This is a genomic window from Sphingomonas jejuensis (assembly GCF_011927695.1).
In the GTDB taxonomy this organism is placed as follows: Bacteria; Pseudomonadota; Alphaproteobacteria; order Sphingomonadales; family Sphingomonadaceae; genus Sphingomonas_K; species Sphingomonas_K jejuensis.
Genome location: NZ_JAATJE010000002.1, coordinates 739127 through 757357 on the forward strand (window position 1 = coordinate 739127; position 18231 = coordinate 757357).

Sequence of the window (18231 nt, forward strand, 5' to 3'; positions counted from 1 at the left end):
TCAGCGCCGGCGCGCGGCCGGACGTCCGCCGGCAGGCGCGGCGGCGAGCCGGCGCAGCGTCTGCATGGCATAATGGAGCTGGAAGTCGTCGATGCCGGCGCGTTCGAGCTGTTCGGCCGTCTGGGCGAAGCGCGGATCCGCCTTCTCGTCCTCCTCCAGCACGCCGTCTTCCACCTTCGCCTCGTTGACGAGGTGACGCCGCAGATCCGCCTCGCGGAAGCGCGGGCGGGTCTTGTAGTCAGCATCGGACAGCTGCGGCACGGCGATGTCCGGCTCGATGCCGCCTTCCTGCACCGAGCGGCCCGACGGCAGATAGTAGCGGGCGGTGGTGAGCCGGAGCGCCGAATTCTGCGACAAGGGCAGGACGGTCTGCACCGATCCCTTGCCGAAGCTGCGTTCCCCCATCACCAGCGCGCGGCCATGATCCTGAAGCGCGCCTGCCACGATCTCGGCAGCGGAGGCGGAGCCGGCATCGATCAGCACGATGATGGGCAGGCCGTGGGTCGCATCGCCGGAGCGGGCATAATAGCGTTCGATGTTGCCGCGCCCGCGCCCGCGCCCGCGCTGCGACACGACCTCGCCGCCTTCCAGGAAGGCGTCGGACACCTTGATCGCTTCCGGAAGCAGTCCGCCGGGATTGGACCGGAGGTCGACGATGTAGCCGAGCGGCCGATGTCCGAGCTGCCGGTCGATGGCCTCCACCGCGGCGACCACGGCCTCTCCCGTGTCGTTGGAGAAGGCGTTGATGTTGATCAGGCCGACATTGTCGCGCACTTCCCACTTCACCGGACGCAGCTGGATGACCTCGCGCGTCAGGGTGACGTCGAACGGCTCATCACGGCCCGGGCGGACGATGGTGAGGCGCACGGTGGTGCCGGGGTCGCCGCGCATCTGGCGCACGGCCTCGTCCAGCGTGCCGCCGAACACGAGTTCCCCGTTCAGGTGGGTGATGTAGTCGCCCGCCTTCAGCCCGGCGCGGAAGGCCGGCGTGTCCTCCGTCGGCGTCACGATCTTGACCGCGCCGTCCTCCATCTGGACTGTGAGGCCGAGGCCACCATAATTGCCGTCGGTCTGCGCGGTGAGGTTGTCGAAGTCGGACGCGTCGAGGAAGCCGCTGTGCGGGTCCAGCGACGACAGCATGCCGTCGATCGCGCCGCGGATCAGCGTCTCGTCATCGACCTGGTCGACATATTCGGAGCGGACCCGCTCGAACACGTTCATGAACTGGTCGAGCTCGCGATAGGTCGCGCTGTCCACGGCGGCGAGGCCGGCGGTGGTGGCGGGAACAAGGGCGATGCCGCCAAGCAGCAGGGCAGCGGTCAGGAGGGGAGCGCGAACGGGACGCTTGGTCATCGGGATCCTCGAGGCGGGCGGCAAGGGGCCGGCGCTTTCCCTGAACGGATACAGGCTTTTGCGCGGGCGTGGAAGAAGCAGGAGCCAGCGTTAACCCCGGCTGACCAGCGGCGCCGGCGGCACCGGGCGGCCACCCCGCCGCAGCTCCAGCCGGAGCGGACGATCATCGCCGATGGCACCGCCCAGGGCCATGCCGGCGGCGACCGGATCACCGGCGCGGCGCCCGATCCGCGCCAGGCCCGTCAGGGTGCTGGTCCAGCCGCCGCCATGGTCGATGACAACGACGCCGCCATAGCTGCGAAAGGGTGCGGCATAGCGGACGATGCCGGCCGCGGGCGCGACCACGAGCGCGCCGGGGCGAACGCGGAAGGCAAGGCCGTTTTCCGCGCCGCCGGCAAGCCACTCCCCGAAGCCCGCGACCAGCGTGCCGATGACGGGCTGGCGGTAAGCATCGGCCGGCGGCAGGCGGCGGGGCGGCGCGCCCGGCGGCGGCGCGGGCGGGGGCAGAGCGGCGAGCGCCGCAAGCGTGGCCGTGCCCTGTGCCTCCCGATCGGCCGAGATGCCGAGCGTGCGGGCACGCTCGCCAAGTCCCAGGGCGCGTTCGGCGGCGCGGGCGGCGGCCGTGTCCGCCACGCGCGCGTCGCCGACGGCGCGCCGTTCCGCGGCCGACAGCGCTGCGATGGCGGTGCGAAGCGCGGCGTGTGCGGCGGTGGCGGATCCGGCTGCGCGGTCGGCCTCCGCCCGCGCGCGGCGCGCACCGGCCACATGGTTGCGGAGCACGGCGGTACGCGCCTCCACCGCCGGGACCACCGTGGCCAGCACCGCGCGCAGGTGGACCTGGTCCGCGATCGATCCGGGCTGCAGCACCGCCAGCATTGCCGGCCGGCGCGCGGCCGACTGGATCCCGCCGACCAGCGCCGCGACCGGCGCGCGGTCGCGGGCGAGCCGGGCGCCCAGTTGCGCCGCACGCTCGCGGGCGGCGGCGGCATCGCGGTCCGCCGCCGCGACCGCGCGCTCGGCATCCTGGACGGTGGCGGCGAGCCTGACGCGCTCGGCCCGCGCGGCCGCGGCACGGGAGCGGGCGGCGACGGCCTCGGCAGCTTGGGACCGGCTGCGCGCCGCCTCGTGCCGGGCCGCGTCCGCCGCCTGGTCGCGCCGGTCGGCGGCGGCGCCGATCAGCAGGAGGAGCGACAGGGCGGCAAGCGCGCGCAGATCACCCCTCCCGATGATAGGGATGGCCGGCGAGGATGCTGGTCGCGCGCCACAGCTGTTCGGCCAGCATGGCGCGGGCGAGCAGATGCGGCCATGTCGCTCGGCCAAAGGCGATGCTCCAGTCCGCGTCGGCACGCGTGGCCGCGCCATGCCCGTCGGCGGCACCCAGCAGGAAGCGCGTTTCCCGCCGGCCGTCGTCGCGCCAGCGTTCCAGCCGGGCGGCGATCTGCCGCGAGGACGCCTGTTCGCCGGTTTCATCCAGCAGCACGGTGACCGCGCCCGGAGCCGGGGGCGGCGTCGCCGCGCTGTCCGACAGTTCGGTGACCTTCACCGGCCACGACACGCGCTTCAGATACCGGTCGACGAGCTCCGCCTCCGCGCCGCGGCCGATGCGTCCGCGCGCGACGATGTGGAGCAGCACCTCAGTGCGGGGCGGGGCCGGGCGGCGGCGCGGGCTCCGGCGCTTCGCCGAACGCCCACATGCGTTCCAGATTGTAGAAGGAGCGCACCTCCGGCCGGAACAGGTGGACGATGACGTCGCCGGCGTCGATCAGCACCCAGTCCGCCGTCGGCAGGCCTTCGATCCGGGTGGTGCGGCCAAGCTCCGCCTTGATGCGCTCGGCCAGCTTGTTGGCCATGGAGGCGACCTGCCGCGTCGACCGGCCGCTGGCGATCACCATGTGGTCGGCGATGCTGCTCTTGCCTTCCAGCGGGATCGAGACGGTGTCCACCGCCTGGTCGTCGTCCAGCGAGGACAGGATCAGCCGGTGCAGCGCAGCCGCGTCGTCGGCGTCGTTGGCAGGGGCGGGACGGGTGACAGCGGAGGGTGCGGGCAAGCAGGGGTCCTTGGATGCTAGGGTCGCACAATAGCGGGAGCGGGCGGTCTGTGCCAGTGGGGCCTGGCCGCGCGCAGGCGGGTGGAGGAGGTGCGGTCCGGGCGGAAAGCCAGAAACATGATCGCCGGCAGGCTCCACGTCGTCCAGTCGCTCGCCCGGCCACGGGGCCGGACATAGCGCCTCAGCCAGCCCATCGCGGGTGCCGCGCGGGCATCTCCATCATAGCCGGGACGGGCCACCACCGCAATCACGACCGTGCGCGCGATCCGCCGCCAGTCGCGCCAGCGGTGGAACTCGGCGAGATTGTCGGCGCCCATGATCCACAGGAACTGCCGCCGCGGGTAGCGCCGGGTGAGCCGCCGCAGCGTGTCGGCGGTGTAAACGGTGCCCAGCTCCGCCTCGATCGCGGTCGGACGGATCGGGGTGCCGCGCGCCATCCGCCGGGCGGAGGCGAGGCGGGCGGCGAGCGGCGCCATGTCCGGCCGGTCCGCCTTCAGCGGATTGCCCGGCGACACCAGCCACCACAGTTCATCCAGCGCCGCGGCGCGCACGCATGCCATGCTGATGCGGCGGTGGCCGCGATGCGCGGGATTGAAGGAGCCGCCGAGCAGCCCGGTGCGTGTCATGCCCCGGCTATAGCGGGTCGGCGGGCGCGCCAAAGCCCCTTCGCGCGGGCAAAAGCCTGCGTTAGGATCGCGCCATGGTGGGGGAAGCGGCCGCAATCGGCGACGTGATGACGGGTGCGCTCGGCGCGCGCGCGGTGGAGCCGCGGGCGGGCGAGGCGTATGATGCGACGCATGCCCATCCGGCCGATTGCCTCAACTGCGGCACCGCGCTGCAGGGCGATTATTGCCACAGTTGTGGCCAGCACGCGCACCTGCACCGATCGGTCGGCGCGATCTGGCACGACATCGCGCACGGCGTCCTCCATTTCGAGGGCAAGACGTTTCGCACGCTGCCGCTGCTCGCCTGGCGGCCGGGCGAGTTGACGCGCCGCTACATCGACGGGGAGCGGGCGCGCTTCGTGTCGCCGATGGCGCTGTTCCTGTTCGGCATCTTCACCATGTTCGCGGTGATCCAGGCGCTGGGCGGCAGCCTGCACACGCCCACGCTGTCGGCCGAGGCGCAGGCGGAAACGCGCACGGAGATGACGCGGTCGATCGCGGCGAACGACGAGAGCATCCGGCTGATGACCGTGGAAAAGGCGGCGCTGGCGGAACGCGGCGCCTCCACCGCCGCCATCGACCGGCGGATCGCGTCGGTGGAGGAGGAGAACCGCCGCACCCGCATCATCATGAACGAGATCCTGGGCACCGGGACGACCAATGCCGATCCGTTCGGGCAGGCGCCGCCGACCGAGACGGGCTGGAAGCGGCTGGACAAGGGCATCGCCAAGTTCCGCGCGAACCCCAACCTCGCGCTCTACAAGATGCAGACCAACGCCTATAAGTTCAGCTGGGCGCTGATCCCCATCTCCGTGCCGTTCGTGTGGCTGATGTTCGCCTGGCGGCGGCGCTTCCACGTCTACGATCATGCCGTGTTCGTGACCTACTCGCTCGGCTTCATGACGCTGATGGGCGTGGTGCTGACAATCGCCTGGGCGGTCGGCCTGTCGTCGGAGGTCGCATGGTCGATCGCGCTGCTGCTGCCGCCGGTGCACATGTACCGCCAGCTGCGCGGCACATACGGCCTCCGGCGGTTCAATGCCTTCATGCGCACGATCGCGCTGGCGACCTTCGCCGTGGTGGCGATGGTGATCTTCTTCCTGCTGCTGCTGGCGATGGGCGCGCTGGGCTAGACGGTCAGGCCGTCTGGTCGAAGTCGGCGGCGTGGTGGCGTTCGCGCAGCTGCATCGTCGGGTCGCCGAAGGTGCGGTTTACGCGGCGGCCGCGCTGAACCGCGGGGCGTTCGGCGATCCGCTCCGCCCAGCGCAGCAGATGGGGATAGTCGGAGACCGACAGGAAGGTGGCGGCGTCGTAGAGGTCGCCGAGCACCACCTGACCATACCAGGGCCAGATCGCCATGTCGGCGATCGTGTAGTCGTCGCCCGCGACATGGGCGCTGTCCGCCAACCGGCGGTTGAGCACGTCGAGCTGGCGCTTGGCCTCCATCGCGTAGCGGTTGATGGCATATTCGATCTTCACGGGCGCATAGGCGTAGAAGTGGCCGAAGCCGCCGCCGAGGAAGGGTGCGCTTCCCATCTGCCAGAACAGCCAGGACAGGCATTCCGTCCGTGCCGGCCCCGCGGCGGGCAGGAAGGCGCCGAACCGTTCGGCCAGATGGACGAGGATCGCGCCCGATTCGAACACGCGGAGGGGCTCGGCGCCGCTGCGGTCGACAAGCGCCGGGATCTTCGAGTTCGGATTGATGTCGACAAAGCCGCTGCCGAACTGTTCGCCTTCGGAGATGTCGATCAGCCAGGCGTCATACTCCGCCCCCGCATGTCCGGCGGCGAGCAGCTCTTCCAAGAGGATCGTCACCTTCACGCCGTTGGGGCTGCCCAGCGAGTAAAGCTGAAAGGGATGGCGGCCGACCGGCAGCGCCTTGTCGTGCGTGGCGCCGGCGACCGGACGGTTGATCTTGGCAAAGCGGCCGCCGTTCTCGGCATCCCAGGTCCAGACCTCGGGCGGGACATAATCGGTCATGGAGTGGCTCCTTCCAAGCGCGGGGCACCGCTGATCGATCGGGCGCCGGGCGCGAACGGACGGTTGAACGAAAAAGGGCCCGGATGCGTGTCGCGCCCGGGCCCTTCGAATGGATCGTGTCAGGCGCCGGCCGGAGCCGGATCGCCAAAGGGGCCCTTGGGCCGCCGGGTCTTCGGAATGGAGCTGCCGCCGCTCGACATCGGTGCCGGGCGGTGCTTGTCGCCATCGCTGCGGCCGATGTCCTCGCCCGCGATCGCGCGCTTGGATTCGTCGCCGGTCAGCGTCTCATACTCCAGGAGCGCCTCGGCCAGCCGGTGCAGCTCATGCAGGTTGTCGGTGAGGACGCCGCGGGCGGTCGCCTCCGCTTCCTCGATGAGGGCACGCACCTCCGAGTCGATCAGCTGCGCGGTCGCCTCCGACGTGGTCTGCGAGCGCGCCACCGAATGACCCAGGAACACCTCGTCCTGGTTGTCGCGGTAGCGGAGCCAGCCGAGCTTCTCGCTCATCCCATATTCCATCACCATCGAGCGGGCCATGTCGGTCGCCTGCTGGATGTCGTTGGACGCGCCGGTGTTGAGGCTGTCCTTGCCATAGATCAGCTGCTCCGCGATGCGGCCGCCGAAGCAGAGCGCGAGCCGCGCCTTCATCTGCTTCATCGACATCGAGTAGCGGTCCCGCTCCGGCAGGTTCCACGTCACGCCCAGCGCACGACCGCGCGGGATGATCGTCACCTTGTGGAGCGGGTCGCAGCCCGGCACGTGCAGGGAGACGAGCGCATGGCCGGCCTCGTGATAGGCGGTCGCCTTCTTCTCGTCCTCGGTCATGACCATGGACTTCCTTTCGGCGCCCATCATGACCTTGTCCTTGGCTTCCTCGAACTCGCGCATCGCGACCAGGCGCTTGCCCTTGCGCGCCGCCATCAGCGCCGCCTCGTTGCAGAGATTGGCGAGGTCCGCGCCGGAGAAGCCCGGCGTGCCGCGCGCAACGGTGCGGATGTCGACGTCGGGCGCCAGCGGAAGCTTCTTCGAGTGGACGGCGAGGATCTTCTCGCGACCCTCGATGTCGGGGCGCGGGACGACGACCTGGCGGTCGAAACGGCCGGGACGCAGCAGCGCGGGATCGAGCACGTCGGGGCGGTTGGTCGCCGCGATGATGATGATGCCCTCGTTCGCCTCGAAGCCGTCCATCTCGACCAGCAACTGGTTGAGCGTCTGCTCGCGCTCGTCATTGCCGTTGCCGAGGCCCGCGCCGCGATGACGGCCGACCGCGTCGATCTCGTCGATGAAGACGATGCACGGCGCGTTCTTCTTCGCCTGCTCGAACATGTCGCGCACACGGCTGGCGCCGACGCCCACGAACATCTCAACAAAGTCGGAGCCGGAAATGGTGAAGAACGGCACGCCCGCCTCACCCGCGACGGCGCGGGCGAGCAGCGTCTTGCCGGTGCCGGGGCTGCCGACGAGCAGCGCGCCCTTCGGGATCTTGCCGCCGAGGCGCGCGAACTTGGACGGATCCTTCAGGAAATCGACGATCTCCTGCAGCTCCTCACGCGATTCGTCGATGCCGGCGACGTCGTCGAAGGTGACGCGACCGTGCTTCTCGGTCAGCATCTTTGCCTTGGACTTGCCGAAGCCCATCGCGCCCGAGCCCGAGTTCTTCTGCATCTGGCGAAGCACGAAGAAGGCGAGGCCGACCAGCAGAAGGAACGGCAGCGACTGGTAGAGCAGGATCATCCAGAAGCTCGGCTCGTCACGCGGACGCGCCGAGAACTTCACGTTCTTTTCCGTCAGGCGGTCGATCAGCCGCGGATCGTTGGGCGCGGCCGTGCGGAACGCGGTGTCGTCCGTCAGCGTGCCGCTGACCACATCGTCGCCGATGGCGACATCGCGCACCTGGCCGTTGTCGACGCGGGACAGGAAGTCGGAATAGGCGATGCTGTCGCCCGTCACCCGCTGTTTGCTGCCGTCGAACACCGAAACGAACAGGATGATGGCGGCGAAGATGCCGAACCAGACCAGCGCGGTCTTCATCCAGGGGTTGGTCTCGGGATCCTTCTTGGGGGTCATCGTCGTTCCTTGGGGTTCAGGCCGAAGATAGGCACAGGACCCTTAATGGACAATGGCGCTTGCCACCGGGTCCGGGTCGTCCGTCGATCGCACGCGGCGGGCAGGCGCCTTCTCGAACCGCCAGCGCGCGCCGGGGCGGGCGAGGAGCGGGCCGAGCGTTCCGGACTGGTCGGCGCGGAGCCGCTGCAGCAACCGGTCGAGCCCCGGCCCGTCGGGATGGTGGCCCGCTTCCGAAAAGATTGAAAGGACAAGGCGCCGGACGATCTCCGCAGGGAGGCCGACCGGATCGAGCCACCAGCCGGAGCCATCACGCGCCAAGGCCGTGATCGCCGCTTCCGTCGCGGCCCAGGCGAGCGCGGCTTCGGCCTGGCCAAGATGATCGGCCGCGCGCGCAAAAGGCCGTGGATCGCTGGTGCCGATGAGCGCGCGGGCGCGGGTGCGGTCGAAGCGGGGATCGGCGTTGGCAGGGTCGACGATCGCCTCCAGCCCGGCGGAGGCCACCACCGACTGCAGATCGGCACGCCGCCAGCCAAGCAGTGGGCGCACCAGCCGCACGCCAACGTCCAGCGCGCGCTCCGCCCGGATCGCGGACAGGCCGGCCAGCCCGCTGCCGCGCAGCAGCCGCATCAGCAGCGTTTCCGCCTGATCGTTGGCGTGGTGGGCGGTGATCACGGTGTCGCGCCCGCGTCGGACGGCGGCGGCCGCCAGCGCATCGTAGCGCGCGCGGCGGGCCGCGGCCTGCAGCCCCTCCCCATCGATCTCGACGTCGAGCGTCAGCACGTCGTGCGCGATGCCGAGCCGCGCGCACAGCGCCGCGACATCGGCCGCCCAGCGCGCGCCATCCGGGTTGAGGCCGTGATCGACGGTGGCGGCGGCGACCGCATCGCCCAGCGCCGCACGCGCCAGGAGCAGCATGGCGAGGCTGTCGGCGCCGCCGGACACCGCGACCAGCAGCCGATCCGCGACGATCCGGTGACGGTCGGCATCGGCGGCGAACCGTGCCACCGTGCGAAGGTCAAAGCCGGCCGCGTGATCCGGCATCGGCGATCAGCGCTTCGCCAGCCGGCCGTCCGTCGCGCCGGCGGCCGCGTGGATCAGCTTCGGCACCGGGCCTCCGTCCGGCCGGCGGCGACCTGGGCGATCAGCTCGGGGCGGGCGGTGGTGCCGTAGACGTCGGTGAACTCACCAAAAACGCGGCACGCATCGGCGCGCTTGTTCTGCGCGATCAGGCTCATGCCCAGATAATAGAGGCTGTCGGCGGCGCGTTCGCCGTCGCGCTTTTTCTCGTAATTGTCGAGAAAGGCGATGGCGGCGAGCGCGGGCTTGCCGTCGTCCAGATAGGCGCGGCCGAGGAGGTTCTGCGCCCAGCTGTAGCGGCGATGATTGGGGTTTGCGTCGGCGACCGCCTTCAGCGCGGCCTGCGCTTCGGGATACAGCTGCGCCTGCCACAGGCGGAAGCCGTAGACATAGCCGTCCTCCGCGGCATCGCCGGTGCTGGGGCGCTGAACCGCGGCAACGCGCTCGGCCCGCGCCGGATCGGCCGCGGCGGCCGGAGCGGCGGGACGCGCGCCGCCACCGGCGGCGGGCGCGGGCGTGCCGAGCACGGGCGGGGTGACGGGGGCGGGCTCCGGCCGGCGGGCAAGGTCCTGCGCCATCTGTTCGACGCGCTGTTCGAGCTGGCGGAGGCGGTACTGCGCCTGCTCGCCCTGGCCCGTCAGCTCGGCCAGCTGCGCTTCAAGCGCGGCAACGCGGCTGGTGAGGTTGGCGAGCGCAGTGTTGGCCTGGTTGCCGGGCGCGGTTGTGCCGGGCGCCTGCGGCACGATTTCGGGCTGGAGCACCTGCGGCGCGTCGCCGCGGCCGGCGTTGGGGAAGACCTGGCGCTGGACGGCGCGAAGCTCCCGCTCCAGCCGGGCGACACGCGCATCAACGTCGCTTTGCGCGGCGGCGGGTGCCGCGCCGGTCAGAAGGGCGCTGGCGAGAAGGGCGGGGGCGAGCAGGGGGCGGATCATCGGGGCTCCGTCGTGTTGGTGGCGGCGGGTAGCATGGCGGCCGGAGCCTGTCTCCCCGCTGAAGCGGGTCAGCTGCCCGGCGCCGCCGTGGCCCGCGCGGTGAGCGATGCGGCGTCGATCGGCAGGTTGCTGACGGTGCGGTCGGCAGGGCCGAGCGGCGCGACCTCCCGCCCGCCGACGGTGACGGTCAGGGCCTGCGGGCGCCCCGTCAGGATGCGGGGTCCATTGGCATCGGCGGGCACCTCGTACCGCTCCCCGGCGGACAGCTCCCGCTCGAACAGGCGGCCGCCGGCGGCGTCCGACACGCGCAGCCAGACGCTGTCGTTGGCGGTCAGCACCACCTGCCCGCCGGCGGGTGGCTGGGGCTGCGGCGCGGGTGCCGGCGCCGGCGCGACGTCGGCCGCGGGATCGGCGGCGGCGACCTCGGCCGCGGGCGGCGCGTCGGTCGGCAGGCTCAGGTTGCGCCACACGCCATAGCCGACCAGCAGCAGCACGGCGATGATCGCGGCCGTCCAGGCAAGCAGGCGCGGCGGGGTGCGCGCGGGATCGGCGGGTTCGAACGCGACATATTCATGCCGTTCCCGCCCGCCGAGCGAGATGGCGCGGCGCACGTCGGCGGCGATCGCCACTTCGTCCACGCCGACCGCGCGGGCATAGGCCTTGGCAAAGCCGGTCGAATAGGTGGGCGAGGGGAGCGCGCCGTAGTCGTCGCTTTCCAGCGCCTCCAGGTGGCGGAGCGGGATGCGCGTGCGGGTGGCGACGTCGGAAAGCTCGAGCCCGGCGGCGAGCCGGCCCTGGCGCAGCCGCTCGCCGGCGGTGGCGCCACCGCCTGCGTCAACTGCGTTCAACTCGTCGCTCATGCCCTCACCCCGCCCGTTGCCGCCGCGCCCATGTCGCAAGGCGTGCGGCGGTTCGTCAACATCAGGACAGCTCGACGCCGTTGTCCTGCGCCCAGGCGGTCAGCGCCTGGCGCATCGCACCGGGCGGCGCATCCAGAAGCGGCCCCATCATCGCGCGGGCCGCCCCCAGATCCAGCGAGCGCACCATCGCCTTGACCGGTCCCACCGCCGCCGGGGTGATCGACAGCCGTTCGATGCCGATCGCCAGGAGCGCCATCGCCTCGATCGTCCGGCCGCCCATCTCTCCGCACACCGCCACCGGCACGTCCGCCGCGTCGCAGGCGACCACCACCCGGCGGATGAAGCGGAGAATGGCCGGGCTCAGCCAGTCGTAGCGCTCCGCAAGCTTCGGGTTGGCGCGGTCCGCGGCGAACAGGAACTGGGTGAGATCGTTGGTGCCGATCGACAGGAAGTCGACGCGCGGCAGCAGCGTGTCCAGGCACTCGGCCAAGGCCGGCACCTCCAGCATGGTGCCGTAGCGCACCTCCCGCGGGAGCGGCTTGCCCCGCGCCTCGATCCAGGCGCGCTGCGCCTCGAACAGCGCCTTGGCCTGATCGAACTCCCACGGCTCGGAGATCATCGGGAACATGACGGAGAGCGTCCGCCCGGCCGCCGCGCCCAGGAGCGCGCGGGCCTGTGCCTTCATCAGGCCGTCCCGCTCCAGCGCGAGGCGGATCGCGCGCCAGCCCATCGCCGGGTTCTCGTCCTCCATCTGCTCGTCACGCATGTAGGGGAGCGCCTTGTCGCCCCCGATGTCCACGGTGCGGAAGATGACGGGCCGGTCGCCGGCGGCGTCCAGCACCTCGCGGTACAGGCGCTGCTGGCGCTCGCGCTGGGGCAGGGTGGCGGAGACGAGGAACTGGAACTCGGTGCGGAACAGGCCGATGCCGTCGGCGCCGGTCACGTCGAGCGCGGACACGTCGTCGCGCAAACCCGCGTTCACCATCAGCGCGATGCGGGTGCCGTCGCGCGTCACGGGCGCGGCGCCGCGCTGCGCCTGGAAGGCGGCGCGCCGCTTCTGCCCGGCGGCGAGCTGGGCGTCGAACGCTTCCTCGATCGCGACCGTGGGCCGGACGAAGGCGGCACCGGTGCTGCCGTCCAGCAGGATCAGGTCGCCCTCGCCGACCTGGCGGCGGACGTCGCGCACGCGGCCGAGCACGGGCACCCCCATGGCGCGCGCCACAATGGTGACATGCGCGGTGAGCGAGCCTTCCTCCAGCAGAACGCCCTTCAGCCGGCGGCGGTCATATTCGAGGAGTTCGGCAGGCCCCAGGTTGCGCGCGATCAGGATCGTGTCCTGGCGCAGGCCGTGCTGCGCGGCCGTGCCGATCTGCCCCGACACGATCCGCAGCAGGCGGTTCGCCAGGTCCTCCAGATCGTGCATCCGGTCGGCAAGCAGCGGATCGTCGATCTGGCGCATCCGCATGCGGGTGCGCTGCTGCACGCGCTCGATCGCCGCCTCGGCGGTGAGGCCGCTGTCGATCGCCTCGTTGATGCGCCGGCTCCAGCCTTCGTCATAGGCGAACATCTTGTAGGTCTGGAGGACCTCCTCATGTTCGCCGCCGACACCGAATTCGGCCTGCGCGGCCATGCGGTCGATCTGCTCGCGCATCTTGTCGAACGCGGAATAGACGCGGTGGCGCTCCGCCTCCGTGTCCTCGGCGACCGTGTGCTCGATGGTGACGCGCGGCTGGTGGAAGACGGCGTGACCGGCGGCCATGCCCTCCACCAGCTTCTGCCCGACGAGCCGCACGGGCGCGGTGCCGCGGCTGGTGCCGGGCCCGGCGCTCGTTTCGTCAACCAGGCCGGCCCCCGCGATCAGTTCGGCCAGCACCATGGCGACGGTCTGGAGCGTCTCGATCTCCAGCTCCTCGTAGCGGCGGGGATCGGCATGCTGGACGCAGAGCACGCCCACCGACCGTTCGCGACGGACGATCGGCACGCCGGCAAAGCTGTGGAACAGCTCCTCGCCGGTTTCGGGCCGATAGGCGAAATCGGGGTGGGTCGCCGCCTCGGCCAGGTTGAGCGTCGCCACGTCGGCGGCGATCGTGCCGACAAGCCCTTCGCCCGGCGCAAGCTTGGTGACGTGCACCGCCTCCTGCTTCAGCCCGCGCGTGGCGAACAGTTCCAGCGCGCCATCGCGCAGCAGGTAGATGGAGCAGACCTCGCTATCGAGCGCCTCGCCGATGATGCCGACGACCTGGTCGAGCTTCTTCTGCGCGCCCGCGCGCGACGCCATCACGTCGTGCAGGCGCGTCAGGATCTCGCGGGCGGAAGCAACGGCATTCAACGGCATGGACGCACGACTAGCAGAGGCATCCCCGCCAGTCTCCCCCGGCCGCGAGAGGGGAGGCGGCAAGAAAAACTTTGGCCGCTACGGCGTGGCCGGCGCCCGCCCTAGGCCGCCTGCGGCAGGTCGCGCGTCAGCTTGGCGACGGCGATCAGCAGCTCGGTCCGCTCGAACGGCTTGCGGATATAGCCGTTGGCGCCCTGGTCGCGCGCCGACTTTTCCGACCACAGGCTGCGCCTGGCGGTGACCATCACGATCGGCGTCGCCTCGAACCGCGCCGACGCCCGCAATTCGCCGAGCAGCGCCAGCCCGGGCTTTCCCGGCAGGCTGCAGTCGAGGAGAACGAGGTCCGGCCCCTCGTCCCAGGCGGCCTCCATGACATCGTCGCCATTGTCGACCGTGACGACGCCGTAACCGGCCTCCGACAGCATCCGCGCCGCGACGTCGCAGATCGCGGGATCGTCGTCGACGATCATGATCTTCTTGCGAGGGGATCCGCCGGCAGGGTTCAGTTCCACGGTGTCACTCCGCTCATCAACGATTCGGCGCGGCCCACCAGCCGCGTCGCGTCGAACGGTTTGGACATGTAGTCGTTAGCGCCTTCATAACGGATGATGCGTTCATCATTCTCGCTCTGCCGCGCGGTCAGCATCAGCACGGGCAGTTCGTGGAGCCCGGGCGTTTCCCGAATGACGCGAAGCAGCTGGATGCCCGACAGGCCCGGCATGTTGCAGTCGAGGATGAGGAGGTCGGGCGGGCGCCGCTTGATGACCTGGAGCGCCGCCTGCCCATCGCTCAACCATCCGATCGCGTGGCCGGCGGCGAAGAAGGCGTCCTGGACGAGACCGGCGACGATCTCGTCGTCATCAACCAAAATGATCCTGCCCACGCGCTGTCCCTAAGTTCGCCAAATCGGCGGAACGCTTCACCCGACGATCGGCTGCATGGCAAGCCGGAGGGGCGGGCGGGGATCAGGCCGCCCTGGACAGTCTCTCCCACCCGTCTGCCAGAACATCGAAGGCGGCGTCGGGCGCGGCATGGATCAGCCGCTCCTCAAGCTCTCCCGCGGCCGTTCCCAGCGCACCTTCGCCGAAGAAGCCCGCGGTGCCCGCAAGCTTGTGCAGCAGGTCCATGATCTGGGTCAGGTCGTGCCCGTCGAGCCGGCCGGCGCGCACGGCGGCCGCAACCGCCGCCAGCGTTGCGTCCCGCCGGTCGCCATAAAGATCCCCGGTGGACCGGGCGGGGGCCGGGCGATCGGCGACGTCGGCCGCGGCGGGGGCCAGCCGCGTCACGTAACGGGCGATCACGTCCTTCACCTCGCGCACGCGCACGGGCTTGCTGAGATGGGCCTGCATGCCGGCCTTTCGACAGGCGGTGACGTCATCCTGATAGGCGTTGGCGGTCAGCGCCACGATCGGCAGCTGATCGGCCGAGAAGCCGAGGCCGCGGAGCCGGCGGGTCGCCTCCAGCCCGTCCACCACCGGCATCTGCATGTCCATGAAGACGAGGTCATAGGGCGCGCCTTCGTTCTGCGCTTCCTGCACCATCATCACGGCTTCGGCCCCGTCGCACGCGATCGCCGCGTCGAAGCCGGCCGAGCCCGCCAGCGACAGCATGAGCATCTGGTTGATGTCGTGATCTTCCGCGATCAGGACACGCGCGCGCTTTGCCGCGGGCGGTGCCGGCTCCTCCACCGGCGCCGCGCCGGCGTCGTTGACCGGGCTGCCCGCGGTGACGACCAGCGGCAAGCGGACAACGAAGGTCGATCCGCGGCCGAGCTCGCTCGTCACGCTGATCGATCCGCCCATCAGGCGCGCAAGCTCGCTGCTGATCGACAGGCCGAGGCCGGTGCCGCCGAAGCGCCGCGCGATGGAGGTGTCGGCCTGCGCGAACTGATTGAAGATCGTCGACAGGCGGTCGGCGGGGATGCCGACGCCCGTGTCGATCACGGCGATCGACACCGTGCCGTCGCCGGGGGCGGCGGTGACCTTCACCGTCACGCTGCCATGTTCGGTGAACTTGATGGCGTTGCCGATGAGGTTGAGCAGCACCTGGCGAATGCGCAGCGGATCGCCCAGGATGGTCGCCGGCAGGCGCGGATCGACGTCGATCGCCAGGTGGATGCCCTTGGACACCGCCACCGGCTCCATCAGGCGCGCGCAGCTGCGCAGCTTGTGGCGCAGGTCGATGGGTTCGTTCGCCACCTGCATCTGCCCCGACTCGATCTTCGAGATGTCGAGGATGTCGTTCAGCAAGCGCATCATCGCGCGCCCGGATTCGGTGATCAGCTGCACCTGATGGCGCTGTTCCTCGTTGAGGTCGCTGCTCGCCAGCAGTTCGGTGAAGCCGAGCACACCGTTCATGGGGGTGCGGATCTCGTGGCTCATGTTGGCGAGGAACGCGGCCTTGGCGGTTGCCGCGTTCTCGGCCGTCGCGCGGGCCTGGCGCAGGTCTTCCTCCAGCGCCTTCTTGTGCGTGACGTCGCGGATCGAGGCGATGATTTCGGCCGGGCGGCCATCCGCATCGCGCACCAGCCCGCAGTTCGCCTCCAGCCACTGGTAGCGCCCGGGATCGCCCGCGACCTCCGACCGGTAGGCGACGATGCGGTTGGAGACCGCGCCGCTCGCCAGGCTGAGGAAGGTGTCGGTGGCGTTTGCGCAGTCCTCCGGGTGGAACCGGGCGAGCATCTGCCGGCCGACGATCTCCTCGGGATTGAAGCCGGTCACGCGGCGGACCGACGGCGATGCATAAAGGCAGCGGCCATCCAGCCCGATGCGGAACACGGCGTCCGTGGCGTTGGTGGCGAGCAGTTCCAGCTGCGCGTCACGCTCCGCCAGCTTGGCCTCCGCCATGCGCCGTTCGGTGATGTCCATGATCACGCCGACGAAGCCCGCAATCGTGCCGCTCTCGTCGACCTCCGGCCGGCCGACGCCGTCCACCCAGGCGACGGACCCGTCGCTGCGCTGCCAGCGCCATTCCTCGCGATAGGCGCTGCGCGTGGCCACCGCGTTCGCCCAGGCGTCGTAGATGCGCTGGCGGTCGTCCGGATGCACGGCGACGGCCCAGCCATCGCCCTTCCAGCTGTCGTCGTCGAAGCCGGTGATCCGCATCCAGGCGTCGTTGACATAGGCGCAGTTGCCAAGGACGTCCGTGCGGAAGATGCCGGCGGGCGCGAGGTTGGCGAGCGTCTGGAAGCGCCGCTCACTTTCCGACAAGGCGTCGAGCGCGGCGCGCTGGTCGGTCACGTCGACGAGCACGCCGACAAAGCCGGTCAGCGTCCCCGCCTCGTCGAACTCGGCCGCGTTGACCGTTTCCATCCACAGGTCCTGCCCACCCGCGCCGCGCAGCTTCAGCGTGCGGCGCCGCACGTCGCCGGGCGTCTTGAACCCGGCAAAGGTTGGGTCGCCGTCGAAGATGGTCGGGTCAACGAGCGCCCGGCGCCAGCCGCTGCCCAGCGACTCCTCGAGCGGCATCCCGGTCTTCTCGCTCCACAGGCGGTTCAGATAGGTGATCTGTCCGTCGGCATCGGCGCGGAAGATGCCGACGGGCGCGGCTTCCGCCATGCAGCGGAAGCGCGCCTCGCTGTCGGCGAGCGCCGCCTCGCGCTGCACGGCTTCGCTCACGTCGCGGATGTTGCCGGTGGTGCCGATGAAGGTGCCGGTTGCGTCGACCAGACGGCGGACCCGCACCTCGATGTGGCGGCATTCCCCGTCCGCGCGGTAGAAGCGCTGGCGCAGCGTCGTTTCCGCCACCTCGCCGCTCGTGATCATCGGATAGGTCTCGAGCGCGACTTGCCGATCGTCCGGGTGGAGGAGCCGGGTGGTGGACCAGCCCAGGCTTTCCTCGATGGCATAGCCGGTCAGCGTCTCCCAGGCGGGGTTGAGGAAGATCCAGCGGCCGGCGGCGTCGGTGCGGAAGATGATCTCCTGCACATTGTCGAGCATGGTGGTGGTGAAGGTCTGCGCGTCCCACAGCTGGCGGCGCAGCGCCTCCCGCCCGGCGAGCGCAGCGGCGACCGGCAGACCCATCGCGAAGGCGGTGGCCAGGAACATCTGGAAGACCATGATCTTGGCCGACACGTCGCCTTCCACCAGCATGATCGGGCCGTGGCCGAGCATGGTGGCCGTGGACGCGACCACCGCCACAATCGCGGTGGCCGCCGCCGTGCCGGCGATGCCGCCGCGGAACGCCGCGACGATCACGACCGGGCAGGTGAGGAACAGGAGCGAGAAGCGCTCCTGCGCGAAGATCATGGTCGATCCGACCAGCGCCAGCGCGGTCAGCAGCACCCAGTCGAGCAGCTGCGCGCGGGTCGGGCGGCGGCGCATGCGCCAGGCGTCCACCGCCACCAGGATGAGCGGGGTCAGCATGACGAGGCTCAGCCCGTCCGAGATCACCCAGGAAGCATAGGTGCCGGGGGTCAGGCGACCGTGCGCGGCGAGGGCCGCCGCCGCGATGATGCCGGAGATGACCGGCGCAAGGATGAAGACGGCAAGGAAGCCGCCCAGCGTGCGGAGGTCCGCCACCTCCGGATTGCGGCCAAAGGTCATCCGCATGGCGGCCACGGCGACCATCACCTCGACCGCGTTGGCAAGCGCGAGCGCGGCCGCCGCGGTCAGCGGATCGCCGCCCGCGATGTTCGCGGCGACGTTGGCAAGGAAGCAGGCGGCGACGAACCACGGGCAGCTGTTGGTGCGGGTGCGCAGCAGGATGCCGACCAGCACCGCGTTGGGCAGCCACAACGCAGCGATCCGGCTGCCCGACCGCGTCAGTTCAAGCCCGGCATAGGCGAGCGAACCGAACACGGCGGCGGTCGCCAGCACGCCAAGCGCAAGCGCAAGAGGTTCGGGTTTGCGGCCGGCCGCCGTCGCGACAGAGTTCGTCATGCGCGGAAGCGTAGCGGGTGCAGGTTAAGAATGCG

15 protein-coding genes are annotated in these 18231 nt (G+C 70.7%); 1 reads left to right on the forward strand and 14 read right to left on the reverse strand.

Annotated elements, in window-relative coordinates:
• From GGR88_RS13270 to GGR88_RS13290, 5 genes are all read right to left on the reverse strand, one after another.
• On the reverse strand, window positions 1–1353 hold the full coding sequence (locus GGR88_RS13270; protein ID WP_167955809.1) for a S41 family peptidase: 1353 nt from the start codon (window positions 1351–1353) through the stop codon (window positions 1–3).
• A 90-nt stretch (window positions 1354–1443) separates the two neighbouring features.
• Window positions 1444–2673: a murein hydrolase activator EnvC family protein gene (locus GGR88_RS13275; RefSeq protein WP_167955811.1), complete on the reverse strand. Its 1230-nt coding sequence runs from the start codon at window positions 2671–2673 to the stop codon at window positions 1444–1446.
• Entirely contained in the window at window positions 2567–2986 is a 420-nt protein-coding gene (locus GGR88_RS13280; RefSeq protein ID WP_167955813.1) for a 23S rRNA (pseudouridine(1915)-N(3))-methyltransferase RlmH, read from the reverse strand. Before GGR88_RS13280 ends, GGR88_RS13275 begins: the two co-directional genes overlap by 107 nt.
• Window position 2987: 1 nt before the next feature.
• Entirely contained in the window at window positions 2988–3401 is a 414-nt protein-coding gene (rsfS, locus tag GGR88_RS13285; protein WP_167955822.1) for a ribosome silencing factor, read from the reverse strand.
• A gap of 17 nt (window positions 3402–3418) precedes the next feature.
• Window positions 3419–4027 (reverse strand): nicotinate-nucleotide adenylyltransferase, encoded by a 609-nt coding sequence (locus GGR88_RS13290; RefSeq protein ID WP_167955824.1) that lies wholly within the window; start codon window positions 4025–4027, stop codon window positions 3419–3421.
• A 74-nt stretch (window positions 4028–4101) separates the two neighbouring features.
• Between GGR88_RS13290 and GGR88_RS13295 the strand changes: the two genes are divergently transcribed.
• Window positions 4102–5199, forward strand: coding sequence for a DUF3667 domain-containing protein (locus GGR88_RS13295; RefSeq protein WP_167955826.1), 1098 nt, complete (start codon window positions 4102–4104; stop codon window positions 5197–5199).
• A gap of 4 nt (window positions 5200–5203) precedes the next feature.
• Here GGR88_RS13295 and yghU read toward each other — a convergent pair whose 3' ends face one another.
• The 9 genes from yghU to GGR88_RS13340 all read right to left on the reverse strand — a co-directional run bounded on the left by yghU (window position 5204) and on the right by GGR88_RS13340 (window position 18196).
• Window positions 5204–6046, reverse strand: coding sequence for a glutathione-dependent disulfide-bond oxidoreductase (gene yghU, locus GGR88_RS13300; RefSeq protein WP_167955828.1), 843 nt, complete (start codon window positions 6044–6046; stop codon window positions 5204–5206).
• Between the two features lie 119 nt (window positions 6047–6165).
• Window positions 6166–8112 carry an ATP-dependent zinc metalloprotease FtsH gene (gene ftsH, locus GGR88_RS13305; protein ID WP_167955830.1) on the reverse strand — a complete coding sequence of 649 codons (1947 nt, stop codon included), beginning with the start codon at window positions 8110–8112 and terminating at the stop codon, window positions 6166–6168.
• Window positions 8113–8154: 42 nt separating this feature from the next.
• Complete coding sequence (gene tilS, locus GGR88_RS13310; protein ID WP_167955839.1) at window positions 8155–9117, reverse strand: tRNA lysidine(34) synthetase TilS; 963 nt, start codon at window positions 9115–9117, stop codon at window positions 8155–8157.
• 89 nt (window positions 9118–9206) lie between these two features.
• The gene (locus tag GGR88_RS13315) at window positions 9207–10121 is read right to left on the reverse strand and encodes a tetratricopeptide repeat protein (protein ID WP_167955841.1); all 915 of its coding nucleotides are present in this window, start codon (window positions 10119–10121) and stop codon (window positions 9207–9209) included.
• Between the two features lie 68 nt (window positions 10122–10189).
• Window positions 10190–10981, reverse strand: a complete 792-nt coding sequence (locus GGR88_RS13320) for a helix-turn-helix domain-containing protein (protein ID WP_167955843.1) — start codon at window positions 10979–10981, stop codon at window positions 10190–10192.
• 61 nt (window positions 10982–11042) lie between these two features.
• A complete protein-coding gene (ptsP, locus tag GGR88_RS13325; RefSeq protein WP_167955845.1) occupies window positions 11043–13316 on the reverse strand; it encodes a phosphoenolpyruvate--protein phosphotransferase in 2274 nt (757 codons plus the stop codon).
• 101 nt (window positions 13317–13417) lie between these two features.
• Entirely contained in the window at window positions 13418–13828 is a 411-nt protein-coding gene (locus tag GGR88_RS13330) for a response regulator (RefSeq protein WP_167955847.1), read from the reverse strand.
• Window positions 13819–14199, reverse strand: a complete 381-nt coding sequence (locus GGR88_RS13335; RefSeq protein WP_167955849.1) for a response regulator — start codon at window positions 14197–14199, stop codon at window positions 13819–13821. The genes GGR88_RS13330 and GGR88_RS13335 overlap by 10 nt, the downstream gene beginning before the upstream one ends.
• A gap of 82 nt (window positions 14200–14281) precedes the next feature.
• Complete coding sequence (locus GGR88_RS13340) at window positions 14282–18196, reverse strand: PAS domain S-box protein (protein ID WP_167955851.1); 3915 nt, start codon at window positions 18194–18196, stop codon at window positions 14282–14284.
• Window positions 18197–18231: the final 35 nt, after the last annotated feature.

Coding starts and splice junctions, on each gene's coding strand:
- GGR88_RS13270 (WP_167955809.1), bottom strand. CDS start 1,353: ATGACCAAGCGTCCCGTTCGCGCTCCCCTCCTGACCGCTGCCCTGCTG.
- GGR88_RS13290 (WP_167955824.1), bottom strand. CDS start 4,027: ATGACACGCACCGGGCTGCTCGGCGGCTCCTTCAATCCCGCGCATCGC.
- GGR88_RS13295 (WP_167955826.1), top strand. CDS start 4,102: ATGGTGGGGGAAGCGGCCGCAATCGGCGACGTGATGACGGGTGCGCTC.
- yghU (WP_167955828.1), bottom strand. CDS start 6,046: ATGACCGATTATGTCCCGCCCGAGGTCTGGACCTGGGATGCCGAGAAC.
- ftsH (WP_167955830.1), bottom strand. CDS start 8,112: ATGACCCCCAAGAAGGATCCCGAGACCAACCCCTGGATGAAGACCGCG.
- GGR88_RS13315 (WP_167955841.1), bottom strand. CDS start 10,121: ATGATCCGCCCCCTGCTCGCCCCCGCCCTTCTCGCCAGCGCCCTTCTG.
- GGR88_RS13320 (WP_167955843.1), bottom strand. CDS start 10,981: ATGAGCGACGAGTTGAACGCAGTTGACGCAGGCGGTGGCGCCACCGCC.
- ptsP (WP_167955845.1), bottom strand. CDS start 13,316: ATGCCGTTGAATGCCGTTGCTTCCGCCCGCGAGATCCTGACGCGCCTG.
- GGR88_RS13340 (WP_167955851.1), bottom strand. CDS start 18,196: ATGACGAACTCTGTCGCGACGGCGGCCGGCCGCAAACCCGAACCTCTT.